This is a genomic window from Herpetosiphon sp., assembly GCF_003512625.1.
GTDB classification, from domain to species: Bacteria; Chloroflexota; Chloroflexia; order Chloroflexales; family Herpetosiphonaceae; genus Herpetosiphon; species Herpetosiphon aurantiacus.
Genome location: NZ_DOPT01000100.1, coordinates 89,195 through 104,631, shown reverse-complemented (window position 1 = coordinate 104,631; position 15,437 = coordinate 89,195). Strand labels below are relative to the sequence as shown.

Genomic DNA, 15,437 nt, shown 5'->3' with positions numbered 1-15,437 from the left:
GCTGTTGGTCAACCCAACCCCCAATCCCCCAATCTTCCTAGGGTCTTTCCCCTAGTTGAATGGGGGGATTTCCCCCTAAAGCGAGGATTTGCATGCAACTCAATGGCGAGCGTCAGATTCGAATTGTGGTAGCCGATGATCATGCGGTAGTGCGAGCTGGCATTTCAACCGCACTAAGCGATTTGCCCAATGTTGAAATTGTGGCCGAGGTCGGCGATGGGCCTGGGGTTTTAGCCGCGCTCGATCTACGGCCAGATGCCTTGGTGATTGATGTGAGCATGCCGCAATTCGAGCCGTTGCAAACAATTCGCCAAATTCGCATGCATTATCCACAGCTCAAAATTCTCGTAGTCAGCGCCTATGATGATGATGTGTATGTGCAAGGGTTGTTGCAAGCAGGAGTCGATGGCTACCAACTCAAAGATCAACCTTTGGCTGATATTCGTTTGGCCCTGCAACGGGTGCTAGCTGGCGAACGCTGGGTTTGCACACCCTTGCTTTCGAAGTTGATGCGTGGCGTGCCCGTGGTTGAAACTGGCCTGACCCCGCGCCAACGTGAATTGTTGTGGTGTTTGCAGCAGGGCGATGATAACCATGCAATTGCCCGCCGCATTGGCCTAAGCGTCAAAACCGTTGAAAATCATCTTACGCGGCTGTATCGCCAAATTGGGGTGCAAAGTCGGCTTGAAGCGGTACATTATGCGGCCCAACACCCACAATTGCCGATGATGCCAACCAGCAACCAAGTGATTGCCCCCAGCCAAGCGCTAAGCGTGTTGATTGTTGATGATAATTTGCGCTATCGTCAACACGTTAGTCGCATGATTAGCAAAATGCAGCCCAATTGTGCTGTGGTTGAAGCCGCTCACCAAACTGAAGCTATGGCAGCAATTAGCCAACGCTCGCCTGATTTGGCCTTGGTTGATGTGGTTTTAGGCGATGAAGATGGCATTAGTTGCGCCGCCCAAATTAAGCAACAATCGCCCAAGACCCGCGTGCTGCTGGTCAGCGCCTACCCCGACCGCGAGTTTCATCGGCGCGGTTTGGCGGTCGGGGCAGTTGCCTTGCTCGATAAAAAAGACCTTGATGCGGCGGCGCTGCGCTTGTTGTTGGAAGATGTGTGAGTGAGGGGTCAGTTGTCGGGGGCTAGGGGTCAGGATTGTGATCCACGAAGGACACGAAGAACACAAAGAAGGTTTTTAGCCACAGATGAGCACAGATTATTTTGATTATTCTGCTGCTTTCTGTTTCACCACAGCGTTTCCTGACCCCTGACCCCCAACCCCTGCCCCCTAATATTACCCAATCCGTTCGATGCCGCCCATGTACGGTCGCAGCACTTCGGGAACCGTCACGCTGCCATCAGCATTTTGATAATTTTCGAGAATCGCGATGATCACCCGTGGCAAAGCCAAGCCCGAACCATTCAATGTATGCACAAACTCAGGTTTTGCCCCAGCTTCGGGGCGATAGCGAATATTGGCACGACGAGCTTGATAATCACCAAACAAGCCACACGACGAAACTTCCAGCCATTCGTTCATGCCAGGTGCCCACATTTCCAAATCGTACTTGACCGTGGCAATGCCCAAATCGGCGGTGCACAATTGCAACAAGCGATAAGGAATTTTCAAGCCTTTGCAAACATCCTCAGCATTGCTAATCAGCGAGAATAATTCATCGTAGCTGGTAGCTGGCTCAACCATTTTGACCATCTCGACTTTATCGAATTGATACAGCCGCTTGATGCCACGGACATCACGTCCAGCGCTCATTTGCTCGTTGCGGAAACATGGGGTATGCGCCACATAGCGTAATGGCAATTGAGCTTTATCTAAAATTTCTTCGCGATGCAAGTTGGTAACTGGCACTTCAGCGGTCGGAATCAGCCATAAATCGGTATCTTCGATATGAAAAATCGTGTCGGCAAATTTGGGCAAGTTGCCAGTGCCAACCATGGCATCGGCCTTAACCAAGTAGGGCACGGCCAATTCGGTGTAACCATGCTGATCAACATGCATATCGATCATCCAGCTAATCAAGGCCCGTTGCAAGCGCACGCCCAAGCCTTTCATCACGAAAAAGCGTGTACCACTCATGCGCACGCCTCGCTCAAAATCGAGAATCCCGAGGGCTTCGCCTAGCTCCCAGTGTGGCTTAACCGCAAAATCAGGCTCTTGGATTGTACCTTCGACCCGCACCACAACATTATCGTGTTCATCCTTGCCAACAGGCACTTCGGGCAACGGCAAGTTAGGTAAATCGAGCAGAAGATTGTGCAATTCCAAATCGATTGCATTTGCCTGTGCATCGAGTTCAGTAATTTGATCGCCAACCAGCTTCATGGCGGCAATTTTCACGTCGCGTTCAGCCTTATCTTTAGTGCGGGCCACATCTTTCGAGCCAGCATTGCGCTCGGCCTTGAGCCGCTCAACTTCGGTAATCGCCTCGCGCCGTTTAAGATCCAAGCCAATCACCTGATCGACTAAACCTGGATCACGACCAACTTTGGCAAAGCCTTCGCGTACCAACTCGGGTTGTTCACGAAATAAACGAATATCAAGCATTGCAATACTCCTTCACATTATGCGTCGGCTGACGCAGCAAGATGATCTAATTCCTCGATTGCGACAACAATTCCTGGGCGAATCACCCCAAATGCCACATAAAAACGGTAGGCTTGGTTGGCCTTAGGCAAGGTTTTACTGTGTTGGTCGTTCAGCAAAAACATATATAAGCTATCGCGGTGCAAGGTGGCCGAAACTGCCTCGGAACGATGCACTTTGACTTCGTTTACACTGCCTTCGAGCGTTTCAACTTTGGCTTTATTGAGTCGCTGACGGGCAAGTGCTCCGTTGATCGCGCTAACCAAGGGAAACAAGGCAATTGCCAAAGGAACCCAAAATTGCCAAGAATCGGTACGCTGGGTCAGCGCAAACACCAGGAAGAATCCCCCAAAGGCTAAGCGAATCCAAATATCAAAAATTGAAATTTTCAAAATGCGTTTAATTTGATCAGGGTGCAACTCGCCATGTTGATTGCTTGGCAACTCGGCTTTGATGCCCCAAACCAGATCAAGCGCTTGGGTTTGCGCTACTTGGGCATTATGTTCGCGAATTTTAGCTAATTCCTCGCCAGTTGGGCGCTTGGATTGACGCTTGCTCATGCTGTTTCAACCGCCACGATAATGCCCATGCGTGAAACACCCTTGGCTACATAAATTGTGTAAGGTTGGCCAACCTGGAGTGGTTGGTTGCCCAATTTGGCTAAGAGTGCATACGAACGCTTATTGATCACCAGCTCGGACTCAAACATGGCAAATGGCACTGGCTGAATTTTTTCGAGTTCGCCGGTAATCGCTTGCACCACGCCAGCCTTGAGCGCGGCTTGACTTTGGCGACGAACCCAAGCATTGATAATTAACACACCGCCTAAGCCCGCAACCACCCAGCCCAAGGTATCGAAGCGCAATGTGCCATAACTAATCAGCGCCAAACCGATGAGCAGCATCGGCAAAAATGGCACGCGAAACGCTCGCATCGCCTGAAGTTGACGTTGTTGATTGGGTGCTAGACGACCCTCGTGATTATGAATTAAATCGGCTTGATCGCCTCGAATAATCATGCAGTTTCCTCTGGCTCTGGCTCATTCAGCGCTTCCGCCACCAAACTGCGGTATGGTTGGGGAATCTCGCCCAATGAGGCATAGATGGTTGTTTCAATTTCGTACAAGCGGCGTTGACCACGCCGTAATACTGCAAAATCGAGAGTTTGCTGGCTGCCATGATGCTGAATTGCTTGGCGAATCCAGCTTTGGAGCACACCCTCGCAATGTGGACAAATTGACTTAAGCTCGCCACTTTCGCTGCTGGAGCGGGCCACTGAGGTTAAAAATGCTGGCATTTTACTAATCTCAGGCAGCGTATGACTAAAGTGACACTGTTTACAACGAACAACGATCGATTCTTGGTCGGGTTGGGCAAAATGGGTATGAATTGGGTGTTCTTTGCTTGGATTCAACAACTCATACGATGGATTGCGCATACCACCACCCCAAGCTAAGCGACTAAACACCCATAGCACAATCACCAACCCAACAACACTCCCAAATGTAACTAAGCCGATTTCCCACGACATCACAAACCTCAAACGTTGGCTGGGTAAAAATTCGACATTAAAAAAAGCTCTTCGTCCCTAGAGAAGGACGAAGAGCTTCAAAGCTCTCGTGGTGCCACCTTCGTTCGTCGTTGCATGCAACAACCTCGAAAAGCTTGCTAACGGAAGCAACCCGAACGCGGGGCGTTACGACTCAGAAATTGGATAGATTGGCAGTGTTCGCCGCAATTCCAGCAGCTGCGGCTCTCTGAAGAACAAATAGGCCCAATCCACGGATTTCGTCAACATCAGTGGCGCTATTATACCACGAAAGCCAATGGTTTTAGCTGCTAGCCAAAACGCCATCACTTAATCAATTGGCGCAAAATAAACTAAATCACCGGCATTCAACAATGCTGGCGGATCGGCTTGTGGATCAAATAAACGCAGTGGAGTAGTGCCAAGTATATGCCAGCCACCAGGCGAACTTTGAGGATAAATACTCGTCTGATCGTTGGCAATTGCCACTGAGCCAGCCGCAACTTTAGCGCGGGGAGTCGCCCGCCTTGGCAAATGCAAGGCCGCAGGCAAGCCATCAAGGTAGGGAAAGCCTGGCAAAAATCCAACCATCGCCACCCGATATTCGGCGCTGGAATGGAAGCCTATCACTTGATCGATAGTTAATTGGCAGCGTTCGGCAACCTCAGCCAAATCAATTCCATCGTAACAAATTGGAATTCGATGGATGGTCGGTGTTGGCAAATTTGATTGGCCTGATTGCAGTCGCTGAATTTGCCGCCGCACCTGGCGAGCATTCGTCAACTGCAAATCAAACAAGACCGTAACTGTTGCCAAACCAGTAACCACATCAATTACCCCGCGCAAACGAGCATGACGCAGCGCCAACGCCAATTGAGCTGGCTGCGGAGTAGTAATTAACAAGGCACTATCGCCAAATAGTTCAATCTTCAGCATAGTTTAAACAGAGCAAAGAGATAGAGCTTGTAACCACGAAGAGCACAAAGAGCACGAAAAACCGTTTTGAGCCACGAATTGCACGAATTTCACAAATACATTCATAATTCATGCTTCAGCCCCATAAATTTCCTTATGCTCTTTTTGACCTTTGACCTTTGACTTTTGACTTTTGACCTGCTTAAAACGGTTCCGGTGGGCGAATTTTATAGACCATCGCAGCAAACCAGACGATCATGCCAAAAATCGCACAACCACTAGTAATCAGAATCGCAGGCCAGCGACCCCAACGCGTGCGTTGCCACAACCAATCGAGGGCAATGCCAGTGGCCAAGGCAATCGCCCAAGCGCTAAACATTAGCCAACGGGTGGTGATGGTCGATCCATTGATAATTGGAAAGGCCGCCAAGATCAAACTAACGACGAACGTCGCCCCCATGACCAATTGCAAGCCGCGATGTTTGCGACTGAGCCACCAACCAAATGGCGCGATTAAGACAGGCAGTAAACCATAATGCCGCCAAAACCCAAGATCAATCATATCCCACAGGAGTTGCAGGCGTGGTACAGCTTCGCGCTGATTGACTGCGTTCATGCCGCCTTCGGCAAACGATTGGCCTTGCTGCAAAAATAGCCCAATAAAACTTGAGTAATACAAAGCCCAAACAATCACTTGGGTTGCTACCAAGCTGGTGAATAAGGCCCAGCCTTGCGAACGTGGGCCGCGCCACCACAGCCATAGCATCAGCAAGCCGCCCATCAAGCCAGTATTAAGATAAAAGCCAAAGTGTCCGAGCGCAATCGTGCTCAAACCCAAAGTTATCCAAAGCCAGTTACGTCGTTCATGCCAGTGTTGCCACGTCCAAACCATAAATGTTGCCAGTAGCAAGGCCACAAATTGGCTAAAAATGTGCGAATCAAACGACCATGCGTTGGTCATAAAGCCTGCTGGCACAAGCCCATACATAATCGCGCCAACCAGCGCTCCACGGCTTGAGCCAGTTGTGCGCAAGCCCAAACAAAATAGCACCGGAATCGCCAGGGCTTCACAGGCTGCGGCGGTTAATTGCAACAACCAATCGGCTGAAATTCCAGTCAAGGTCAGTGGCTGCAACAAGGCATACAACACTGGCGGATAGGGAAAATCGATGCCGCGATGGCGCGATGGTCGGAATAAATCGCCAAGGTTGGTTGCATGAATTCGGTTGCGATGAAAGCCAATATCGCCTGGCATATGCTCGAGCAGCAAGCGTCCACCCAATTTGAGCGACCAGACCAGCACCGTCGCCAAAATCAGCCAACGCAAGACATCGCGGCTGATCGTTAAGCCTAGGCGCTGCAAGATTGGCGGCAAGGCCCAGCCCAACAACAGCAATGCAGCCAAACCATAGAGCGTTGTTTGGGCAACCGCTGGTGCGGCATAGCTTGCCCGTAATGGCGCAAACCAAGTTGCCGCCACAATCCCCAAGCCTGTTAGGCCAACTGCCAAGCCAACTTCAAGGCTCGAACCACCAAGCCAGATTATGCTCAAACCAAGTGTCGTCAGCAAAAACAACCAAGCTAAGGTCGGATAGAGCCCAGGCCAAGCCCAACCACTGCTGCTTAATTGCCCACCACTAAACGCCGCCCCGAGCTCGCGTGGATCATCACTCACCACTGGTTGAGCAACCGTAATTGCCACTTTACCAGCGGCATCGGCAGGCAACAACACATGCAATACCCGTCCGGCAGTACTGGTAAATTGGCTGGTTCCCATGATGAGGCTGGCTGGGTTGCCCGTAAGTTGTGGCAAATCGAGCCAGTAGTGGCGTTGCGGCACATGCGGAAAGCGCAATTGGGCATTCAGGGTTGACCAACGGTAACGAGCTGAACGATCGGGCAATTGTTCGCCAGCATTAAAGCCAACCACAAATGGAGCATCGTTGTTGATGCCCTCTTCCAAGCCCAGATTCAGCGGCACTTGCCATTGGCGATTGGATACAAAGCCCAAACCAATTAAAAGCCCAATTAATAACGTAACCAGCGTCAACCACTGGCGACGCTGGCTGAAGATCGTCATCGTATCAACTACCATGCTGCTTGCAAAATCCCCAGTAAATCATCAACAGTTGGCGCAACAGGGTTATGGTAAACCGCTCCATCGCCAAAGGCTTGTTCAGCCAACATTGGCAAGGAATCTTCAGGAATGCCCAAATCGCGCAGTTGGGTGATCAGGCCGCAGTCGCTGGCCAACTGACGCAAACCTGCAATCAAATCGTCGATCACTTCCTCGCGTGGCCGACCACCAGTGTTGATCCCAAAGGCTCGTGCCAACCGCGCATAGCGATCGGGCACGGTGCTGGCATTAAAGGCAACTACATGCGGCAAGAAAATCGAATTGAGCAAGCCATGGTGCAAGGGGAAATGGCCGCCAGTAGCGTGAGCCAAGGCATGCACCGCACCCAAATATGAGTTGGTAAAGGCAATCCCCGCCATACACGAGGCAATCAACATCTGGCCGCGAGCTTCTTCATTGGTCGAGCCATGGTGGGTTGCGTCACGCAGATAATTTGAAACAATCTCGACCGCGCCCAAGGCCAAGGCATCACTCATTGGCTCAGATTCGGTTGAGACATAGGTTTCAAAGGCATGCGTCAGCGTATCCATGCCCGTTGCGGCAGCCAAATGTGCTGGCAAACTTTGGGTTACTTGCGGGTCAAGAATCGCCAACTCAGGCGCAAGGTAAGGGCTGGTAAATGAAAGCTTAACGTTATTGGCTTCATCCTTGATTACGGCAAAGTTGCTAGCTTCCGAGCCAGTGCCAGCGGTCGTAGGAATTGCCACCATCGGAATTAAGCGCCGTTCCAGCACATTAATCCCTTCATAATCGAGTAAATTGCCGCCCTCGGTGATCAAAATACGCATGGCTTTGGCGGTATCAATTGGTGAACCACCGCCAAGCGCCACCAACAGATCAGCGCCCGATTCGCGGGCTTGAGCCGCAGCTGCTTCAACCACGGTCACCGAGGAATTTGGCGGAACATCGCTATAAACGCCGACGACTTCGACCGTCTCGGCCAACGCTTGTTGAACTTGCTCGACCAAGCCTGACTTGACCAAACCAGCATCGGTCACAATGAAGGCCTTGGTTGCGCCCAGCGAGCTTAATTCAGCTCCCATTTCGGCAACCAACCCTGATTTATACAACACCCGTGGCAGTAAACGAAACTCAAAAAATTCTTGCATAATTGGCTCCTTTTTTCGAGGGATCAGTCGTCAGGGGCTAGGGATCAGAAGTTGAAACCACAAAGTACCCAAATGACGACTTTTATCCCCTCCTTCCAAGAGTAGGTTTTTAACAATGATTGGGAGGGCTTCACCGTCTATGGCATGCCCTCACCCCCTAGCCCCCTCTCCCGCACAGCAGGAGAGGGGGAATCCTTCGATCATGAAGCTTAGAACGCCCCTCGCCCGCCACAGTGGGCGAGGGGGTGAGGGATATAGTTAATGCTATCAACCGCTACCCCTGAACCCTAGTCCCCAGTCGCTGACCCCTATGTTCTATGTTCTAAATTTAGCGTTCACCGCGCAAGACGGCCCGCGCCTCACCAATCAATTGAGCTGCGCCTAAATCGCCAACATCGCGCAAGGCTTGTTGCTCTTCCGCGAGCCAAGCATCGGCATCAGCGCTTGCTAAAATGGGATACTCGGCCCGTAAAGCCAGCAGTTCGCCAGCATCTTCACATGTCAAAACCGCCCGCCGAATGCTGTGCCAATTGGCTGGCGGCGGAGCACTCGCTTGAGCCGCCACCGCTGGCTTGCTGCTAGCCAGGGTTTGGCTCGATTGATCGAGCGTTTGGCGCAGTTGAATCAGGGTAATTCTGGCTCGCTCAAAAGCTTGGCTAATTTCAAATTCGCCTGCATCAACTGCTGCTTCAGCTAAGCCCGCCAATCCCTCATCCATCGCCTCATCAAGCAAAAAGGGATATTCATGCAACACCGCTTGCAATTCTTCGGGAGTATCGGCAGCAAGCATGCGCATAATCGCTTCAGCCAAGGGCGGCAAACTATCCGAATCTTCCGAGCCAAGCGCATCGCCAATTGCTTCAATCGCTGATTGCGGCGTGTAATTGAGTTGATCTAAAGCCTCAGCCACACCCGCTACGCCAGCCTCAGCTTGCACATTACCAAGGTAGGGCAATTGATTCTCGCGTGGCAATGCGCCGATCAACATCCACAACAAACCTTGCGCCAATTCATTCCATTCGGCTTCGGGCATGCCATAAGGAACCCCAAATAGCACCGCTTTGGCTCGCCGATCATGTAGCAGAATTGGCGCGGGCACAACCCCAGTTTGGCCACAACCTGGACAACGGGTGTCGTGCAAACTTACCTCACGAATCGCCTGCACCAAATCAGGGCGTTCCTCGGCATCAACAATCAACCAAGCCTCGGCCACAAACGGAGTTTGGCAGGTCGGGCAAACAAGCTCATATGGTTGGCTATACGAAATTGGCATGCATGGCTCTCGCTAGGGTATTAATCGACGCAAAAAATCGCTAAGCCCACTGTCTATTGGCACAACGGCGGCTAAGCGATCAAACAGCAACGTTAAGTCAGATTGTTGGTCAGCATTTAGGCTTTGCCAAAACGCTTGATGATGGTCGCGATCATGGCTTTGCAGCAAGGTTTCAAATTGATCGATTGTTGCCAGCTGGTGAATTGGCCATTCGATCGTCGCCATCAGCGCAATTAACTCGCGGCGATAACTGGCATGGATCAGCATCAACTGCAAATCGTCAAGATCTGCCGCCAGCTGGACATGAGCCAAATATTCAGCTTGATCCAGCTTTTCGAGTTCCAAGCGGCTATGCAACAAGCCAACCAATTGCTGGGCCAAAGCCTCAGCCTCGCTAGCACTGGCAACCGATAAGGGCAAGGCTAAAATCAATTGCTCATAGCGAGCATCATGATACAACAATGGTGCAGTTAACGAGCCAAGCGCATCGCAATAGGGGCATTGGGTTTCGCGCAAACGACCATCAAATAACTGTTGCACTAAACCAGGCTGCTCCTCGGCATCGAGAATCAGCCACAGGGGCGCATCGAATTGCGCCCCACAAGCAGGGCATTGCACCACGGCAACTTCATGGCGAGAACGCATATTCCAACGTTAGGTTTGGCCTAACTTGCCTCCTGCTGGATTTGCTCAGCTTGTTTTTGCTTTTCCATCTCGACCAATACCCGCCGTAGCACTTTGCCAACTTGGGTTTTGGGCAGTTCCTCAATAAATTCCACTTGAGTTGGAACTTTATAAGGTGCGAGATTTTCTTTGCAAAAATCGCGAATTTCTTTGGCGGTGGCAGCTGCATCGGGCTTGAGCACCACAAAGGCTTTAACTGTTTCACCACGGTAGGTATCAGGAATGCCAGCCACCGCCGCTTCAAGCACGGCTGGGTGCATAAACAGCACTTCCTCGACTTCACGTGGCACAATATTATAGCCCGAAGCGATAATTAAGTCTTTCTTGCGATCGACCACATAGAAATAACCATCGCTATCGGTTTTGACAATATCGCCAGTGCGCAGCCAACCATCTTCGGTCAGTACTTTGGCGGTTTCATCATCGCGACCCCAATAGCCCTTCATAATTTGCGGCGCACGAATCAGCAATTCGCCTTCACGCTCTGAGCCAATTGGCAACGGTGCTTCGGTCTCAAGATCCAAAATTTGCACTTCAACATCGGGCATTGGTACGCCAATTGAGCCAGATTTGCGCGTGCCAAAAACTGGGTTACAGTGAGTAACTGGAGCCGCTTCGGTCAGGCCGTAGCCTTCGACCAAACGCCCGCCAGTCAATTCACCAAATTTCTCTTGAACTTCCATTGGCAAGGCCGCTGAGCCACTGATACAGGCCTTGATCGAGCGCAAATTGTATTTATCAATATCTTTGTGATTGATAATCCCAATGTAGAGCGCTGGCACACCTGGGAAGATCGTTGCGCGTTCGTTGTGTAAGGCTTCCAACACACCATCAACTGGCCGTGGATTAGGAATGATCACCATTTCTGCGCCAATTGCCACCGCAAAGCACATGCCGACCGTCATCCCATAGACATGGAAAAACGGAATAGCACACATGACACGCTCTTGGCCAGCTTTAAGGTCGTTCATCCAATTCAACAATTGGCTGGTGTTGGCCATAATGTTGTAGTGGGTCAGCATCGCTGCCTTGGGAGCGCCAGTTGTACCGCCAGTATATTGAAACAGCGCCACATCATGGCCATCCATCACCACTTTAGGCGGGGCGGGTGGATATTCAGCCAGCAAGGTGCTAAACATCAAGGTCGTGCGATCGGGGGTAATCTCAACCCAACTGGGGTCTTTTTGCTGGGTGCGCCGCACAAGTATACTTTGGGGGAAGGATAAAACATCGTGAACGTAGGTGACGATCACGCGTTTGAGCGGGGTTTCGGCCAAAATTTCTTGAACTTTAGGGTAGAACGGGCTAAGCACAAAAATTGTCTCAGCGCCAGAGTCGGCCAATTGATGCTTGAGTTCGCGTGGCGAGTAGGTTGGGTTGATGTTGACAACCGTGGCTCCCAAACGCAGCGCCGCGAAAAAACCAATTACAAACTGAGGCGTGTTGGGCAACATAATCGCAAAGCGATCGCCCTTGCGAACACCCAAGCCATGCAAGGCTGTGGCAAACCGATCAACCGCTTCCTTCAATTGCCGATAAGTGAGCGAACCGCCAATTGCCACCCGACCACCAAGTACATATTTCAGTACAAAGTTTGTAGCCACCTGATTGGGATAATTGGCAACGGCGCTATCCAATAACGAAATCAACGGCTCAGTGGAGTACTGCAATGAGGGCTTGACCGTTGGCTCGTAGTGTGTTGTCCATGGCGTATCCACGATGATACCTCCTCAACAGCGGACAAGCAAAACATTCGGAGAGGCAACAGGGCGAACAGGGTGGGTCTTAGGATGCAGGTGTTTCCTCGGTGTTCGGGTCGAACCAGCCCCGTTCTTGGGCAATGAATTTAATCGTGGCATCGTCGGGGGGATACAAACCCGCCACTTGATAGGCATAGGCTAGCAAGGCCGCGCCGCCAACTAAACCCACAACTGCGCCAATTAAAAAGGCCAGAATCGCTCCAAAACGCCGCATGCTGGAAACTCCTTGTGTGTCGGTGGAGACCATTGGGATAGCCAGTTTGGCCCATCCCCAACGGTAGAAACGCGCTACCATCATAACGCATAGCATCATTAAGCGCAACCACCAGCCCTAGCAACATTTGGCCAAGCACGGGCGTACTAGACGACAGTTGTACAATGCAATTACCAAGTATGTTGCACATCTTTGTGCTAGCATTTGAGGAGCGTGTGATGTCTGATAACGATTATCGACCTAAATTTGATCCCCAAACTGGCCAGCCCATCCCGAACCAACCCCAAGGCGGTTATCCACCACCACCGCCTCAAGGTGGCTATCCACCACCACCGCCCCAACCAAACTATGGTGCTCCAGCAGCAGGTGGCTACACCATGGCCAGCGAGCCAGGCCGCCCGCTCGATTTGCCCGAACCACCAGTTGCTTTGAGTGGCCGGGGCATGACCACTGGCTTGCGCTACAAAATTATTGGAACTGTGCTCCAAGCAGCGATCATCGAGCTTGATCCAGGCCAGATGATCTTCTCGGAAAGCGGCGGGATGTCGTGGATGAGCGGCAACGTTCAGATGAACACGAATTCTGGCGGCGGTATCGGCAAGATGTTCAAACGGGCTTTCTCAGGCGAATCGTTGTTCATTGTCGATTTCACGGTTGCAGGCGGCACTGGTTTGATTGGTTTTGCCAGCGAAATGCCCGGCAAGATTGTGCCATTGCACCTCGCCCCCGGCCAAGAAATCATCATGCAAAAAGATTCGTTTATGTGTGCCGAAAAGTCGGTTCAGCTTGATATTCACTTCCGCCGTAAATTGGGCGCAGGCCTGTTTGGCGGCGAAGGCTTTATCATGCAACGCGCGACTGGCCCAGGCGTGGTTTTTGCCGAGCTTGATGGCGAAGTCGTCGAATATTACTTGCAACCAGGCCAGGTGATGAAGGTCGATACTGGTCACGTGGCGATGTATGAGCCAAGCGTCCAGTTCGATATTGAAATGGTTCGCGGTTTCAAGAATATTCTCTTCGGCGGCGAAGGCTTGTTCCTGGCAACCTTGCGCGGCCCTGGTAAAGTTTGGCTGCAAACCATGCCTGTCATGAACGTTGCCAAGAAATTGGCCGAATACATGCCAGCCAGTGGTGGCGGCGGCAGCGCTGGCGGTAACATCATCGGCAGCATTCTCGGCGGCGACTAAGCGCTAGCACTATTCCAGCGATGAGGGCAGCAACACCTTCATCGCTGGTTTGTTTTATCTCGGGGATTGGTTGTTGGGGATCGGGGATCGGATTTTGAAACGATGCAGAACCCGAAGCGCACGAACGAAAGATGGCTATGGGCTTTTGGATGCAGAATCATGAACAGACCACAAATTGTCCCGATAGCCGATAGCCTTAGGTTCTCTGCGCCTCTGAGTTAAAACCTAATCCCCAACAACGTGTCCCTAATCCCTCCTTTGACCTTTGACTTCTGCCTTTTGATTTTCTAAACAGAGGTTTTACCATGGCAACGATTCGTTTAGAACCAATTACTGAGGAAAACTTACGGCCTGTACTCAAACTCAAAGTTCGCGATGATCAAACCCAATTTGTGGCGCAAAATATGTTTTCGGTGGCCGAGGCCTATGTGCACCCCGATTGGGAGCCACGCGCGATTTATGCCGATAGCGATTTGGTTGGCTTTGTGATGATGGGCCGCGACACTGAAACTGGCCACGATTGGATTATTCGCTTTATGATTGGGGCTGAACACCAAGGCAAGGGGTATTCCAAACCAGCACTTTTGGCCATCATCGATCATCTCAAGCATAAAGCCTATCGCACTGAAATTCGGCTGAGTTATGTGCCAGGCAATGAGGTAGCCGAAAAGCTTTATCAAAAAGTGGGCTTTGAAGCAACTGGCGAGGTCGAAGATGGCGAAATTATTATGCGCTTGAACGAGGCCTAATTCGATTATCAGCAACCCATCAGAGCGGTGTCACCCCAAACCGATCATAGGCGGCGTATACTGCACGATGAAAGGAGGCCATCGTGCACCGTTATTCACGTCTCATGCTTATTTTGGGCCTTGCATTGCTCAGCGCTTGCAGCAATAGCAGCCCAGCTACGATACAACCATTGCCCGAACAACCTACCGCAAGTATTCCGGCAGCCAACCCCGATCAACCAACCTCAACTCCGGCAGTCAGTCAAACCGCAGTCAGTGAGGATAATTCCGCTCCACCCAGCCCACCCAATCTACCAGCATTCGATGATCGTCAAGATCCGCTGAGCTTATTGGCGAGCTTTTATAATGCGATCAATCGTGCCGACTATCAACGTGCCTATGGCTATTTTGAAGTCGCGCCAATGCCGTTTGATCAATTTGAGCAAGGCTATGAGCAAACACTCAGCGTCAAGGTGTTGATCGATCCGCATTTTGTAATTGATGTTGGTGCTGGCAACCAAAACACGCGAGTTGCCGCTGGCTTGATTGCTTATGATCGTCAAGCAGGTTGGCAATATTTTGTAGGTTGCTATGAATTGCATCGGGTCAATATCAACGGCCCAACTGAGCCTTGGCAAATTCGCAACAGCCAATTTGAGCTGACCAACGATTTACAAGCTATGAGCCAACAGCTTGGCCAAATTTGCCCAGCGATCGAGCCACCAGCCAGAGTTCAAACGCCTGAACAAACGTTAGCCCTGTATATCTCCACGTTGAACCAAGCCAATTATGCTCAAGCTTGGAATTATTGGCACGAACAACCAGCCAGCGATGTAGCAGCCTGGAGCCAGCAATTCGAGTCAAATCAATTTATCCAAGTGGTTATCAACCCACAAGGCTTGATTGATGCTGGCGCTGGCAATCTGTATTATTCGACCAATCTGGTGTGGCTAACCAACGATCAAGCTGGTCAATTGCAAGTGCAAGCAGGCTGTGTCACCTTGCATCGCAACAACACCGAGCCAGATCAGCCGTGGAAAATGCAGAACCTGACGTTACAAACATTGCAAGCAAACCCTAGAGCGCTCGATCAGTCACTCAATAACCAATGCCAATAAGTGAATTTCATTGATTAGGTTATGCGTCAGGACGATGGTTTTAGATATCGTACAAATTGCCATTTAGGGGGTACAGGGGGGATGAAAACCACCTGCGTTTCCCGCCTTGAGGCGGGACGGAAGGGTGGTGATAACGCTGATTCTGAAAATACATGAATCTTAATTTGGTGAACTATGCA

The 15,437-nt window shown here is 51.1% G+C and carries 15 protein-coding genes; 4 read left to right on the top strand and 11 right to left on the bottom strand.

All coding sequences use genetic code 11. The features are described 5' to 3' along the window. Window positions 1-92 precede the first annotated feature (92 nt). Complete coding sequence (locus tag DEF47_RS22875; RefSeq protein WP_012191865.1) at window positions 93-1,124, top strand: response regulator transcription factor; 1,032 nt, start codon at window positions 93-95, stop codon at window positions 1,122-1,124. Between the two features lie 174 nt (window positions 1,125-1,298). On the opposite strand, the gene serS is transcribed toward DEF47_RS22875, so the two are convergent. The 11 genes from serS to DEF47_RS22820 all read right to left on the bottom strand — a co-directional run bounded on the left by serS (window position 1,299) and on the right by DEF47_RS22820 (window position 12,225). Beyond that, window positions 1,299-2,567 (bottom strand): serine--tRNA ligase, encoded by a 1,269-nt coding sequence (gene serS, locus DEF47_RS22870; RefSeq protein WP_012191866.1) that lies wholly within the window; start codon window positions 2,565-2,567, stop codon window positions 1,299-1,301. Window positions 2,568-2,584: 17 nt separating this feature from the next. Continuing rightward, entirely contained in the window at window positions 2,585-3,166 is a 582-nt protein-coding gene (locus DEF47_RS22865; RefSeq protein WP_012191867.1) for a hypothetical protein, read from the bottom strand. Next, the gene (locus DEF47_RS22860) at window positions 3,163-3,624 is read right to left on the bottom strand and encodes a hypothetical protein (protein ID WP_012191868.1); all 462 of its coding nucleotides are present in this window, start codon (window positions 3,622-3,624) and stop codon (window positions 3,163-3,165) included. Before DEF47_RS22860 ends, DEF47_RS22865 begins: the two co-directional genes overlap by 4 nt. Then, window positions 3,621-4,136 (bottom strand): hypothetical protein, encoded by a 516-nt coding sequence (locus tag DEF47_RS22855; protein ID WP_012191869.1) that lies wholly within the window; start codon window positions 4,134-4,136, stop codon window positions 3,621-3,623. Before DEF47_RS22855 ends, DEF47_RS22860 begins: the two co-directional genes overlap by 4 nt. A gap of 327 nt (window positions 4,137-4,463) precedes the next feature. Next, a complete protein-coding gene (gene pxpB, locus DEF47_RS22850) occupies window positions 4,464-5,069 on the bottom strand; it encodes a 5-oxoprolinase subunit PxpB (protein ID WP_012191870.1) in 606 nt (201 codons plus the stop codon). Between the two features lie 181 nt (window positions 5,070-5,250). Next, entirely contained in the window at window positions 5,251-7,143 is a 1,893-nt protein-coding gene (locus DEF47_RS22845; protein ID WP_012191871.1) for a hypothetical protein, read from the bottom strand. Then, complete coding sequence (locus DEF47_RS22840) at window positions 7,137-8,294, bottom strand: iron-containing alcohol dehydrogenase (RefSeq protein WP_012191872.1); 1,158 nt, start codon at window positions 8,292-8,294, stop codon at window positions 7,137-7,139. Before DEF47_RS22840 ends, DEF47_RS22845 begins: the two co-directional genes overlap by 7 nt. 328 nt (window positions 8,295-8,622) lie before the next feature. Then, on the bottom strand, window positions 8,623-9,567 hold the full coding sequence (locus DEF47_RS22835) for a CpXC domain-containing protein (RefSeq protein WP_012191873.1): 945 nt from the start codon (window positions 9,565-9,567) through the stop codon (window positions 8,623-8,625). Between the two features lie 12 nt (window positions 9,568-9,579). Beyond that, window positions 9,580-10,212 carry a CpXC domain-containing protein gene (locus DEF47_RS22830; protein WP_012191874.1) on the bottom strand — a complete coding sequence of 211 codons (633 nt, stop codon included), beginning with the start codon at window positions 10,210-10,212 and terminating at the stop codon, window positions 9,580-9,582. A 20-nt stretch (window positions 10,213-10,232) separates the two neighbouring features. After that, window positions 10,233-11,969, bottom strand: coding sequence for a long-chain-fatty-acid--CoA ligase (locus DEF47_RS22825; RefSeq protein WP_012191875.1), 1,737 nt, complete (start codon window positions 11,967-11,969; stop codon window positions 10,233-10,235). A 67-nt stretch (window positions 11,970-12,036) separates the two neighbouring features. Next, the gene (locus tag DEF47_RS22820; RefSeq protein ID WP_012191876.1) at window positions 12,037-12,225 is read right to left on the bottom strand and encodes a hypothetical protein; all 189 of its coding nucleotides are present in this window, start codon (window positions 12,223-12,225) and stop codon (window positions 12,037-12,039) included. Between the two features lie 377 nt (window positions 12,226-12,602). Here DEF47_RS22820 and DEF47_RS22815 point away from each other — a divergent pair, with 377 nt between their 5' ends. From DEF47_RS22815 to DEF47_RS22805, 3 genes are all read left to right on the top strand, one after another. After that, window positions 12,603-13,412, top strand: coding sequence for a TIGR00266 family protein (locus DEF47_RS22815; RefSeq protein ID WP_041306960.1), 810 nt, complete (start codon window positions 12,603-12,605; stop codon window positions 13,410-13,412). A gap of 305 nt (window positions 13,413-13,717) precedes the next feature. Next, on the top strand, window positions 13,718-14,161 hold the full coding sequence (locus tag DEF47_RS22810; RefSeq protein WP_012191878.1) for a GNAT family N-acetyltransferase: 444 nt from the start codon (window positions 13,718-13,720) through the stop codon (window positions 14,159-14,161). Window positions 14,162-14,244: 83 nt separating this feature from the next. Continuing rightward, window positions 14,245-15,258, top strand: a complete 1,014-nt coding sequence (locus DEF47_RS22805; protein ID WP_012191879.1) for a hypothetical protein — start codon at window positions 14,245-14,247, stop codon at window positions 15,256-15,258. Window positions 15,259-15,437: the final 179 nt, after the last annotated feature.

Coding starts and splice junctions, on each gene's coding strand:
- DEF47_RS22875 (WP_012191865.1), top strand. CDS start 93: ATGCAACTCAATGGCGAGCGTCAGATTCGAATTGTGGTAGCCGATGAT.
- serS (WP_012191866.1), bottom strand. CDS start 2,567: ATGCTTGATATTCGTTTATTTCGTGAACAACCCGAGTTGGTACGCGAA.
- DEF47_RS22865 (WP_012191867.1), bottom strand. CDS start 3,166: ATGAGCAAGCGTCAATCCAAGCGCCCAACTGGCGAGGAATTAGCTAAA.
- DEF47_RS22860 (WP_012191868.1), bottom strand. CDS start 3,624: ATGATTATTCGAGGCGATCAAGCCGATTTAATTCATAATCACGAGGGT.
- DEF47_RS22855 (WP_012191869.1), bottom strand. CDS start 4,136: ATGTCGTGGGAAATCGGCTTAGTTACATTTGGGAGTGTTGTTGGGTTG.
- pxpB (WP_012191870.1), bottom strand. CDS start 5,069: ATGCTGAAGATTGAACTATTTGGCGATAGTGCCTTGTTAATTACTACT.
- DEF47_RS22845 (WP_012191871.1), bottom strand. CDS start 7,143: ATGGTAGTTGATACGATGACGATCTTCAGCCAGCGTCGCCAGTGGTTG.
- DEF47_RS22840 (WP_012191872.1), bottom strand. CDS start 8,294: ATGCAAGAATTTTTTGAGTTTCGTTTACTGCCACGGGTGTTGTATAAA.
- DEF47_RS22835 (WP_012191873.1), bottom strand. CDS start 9,567: ATGCCAATTTCGTATAGCCAACCATATGAGCTTGTTTGCCCGACCTGC.
- DEF47_RS22830 (WP_012191874.1), bottom strand. CDS start 10,212: ATGCGTTCTCGCCATGAAGTTGCCGTGGTGCAATGCCCTGCTTGTGGG.
- DEF47_RS22820 (WP_012191876.1), bottom strand. CDS start 12,225: ATGCGGCGTTTTGGAGCGATTCTGGCCTTTTTAATTGGCGCAGTTGTG.
- DEF47_RS22815 (WP_041306960.1), top strand. CDS start 12,603: ATGGCCAGCGAGCCAGGCCGCCCGCTCGATTTGCCCGAACCACCAGTT.
- DEF47_RS22810 (WP_012191878.1), top strand. CDS start 13,718: ATGGCAACGATTCGTTTAGAACCAATTACTGAGGAAAACTTACGGCCT.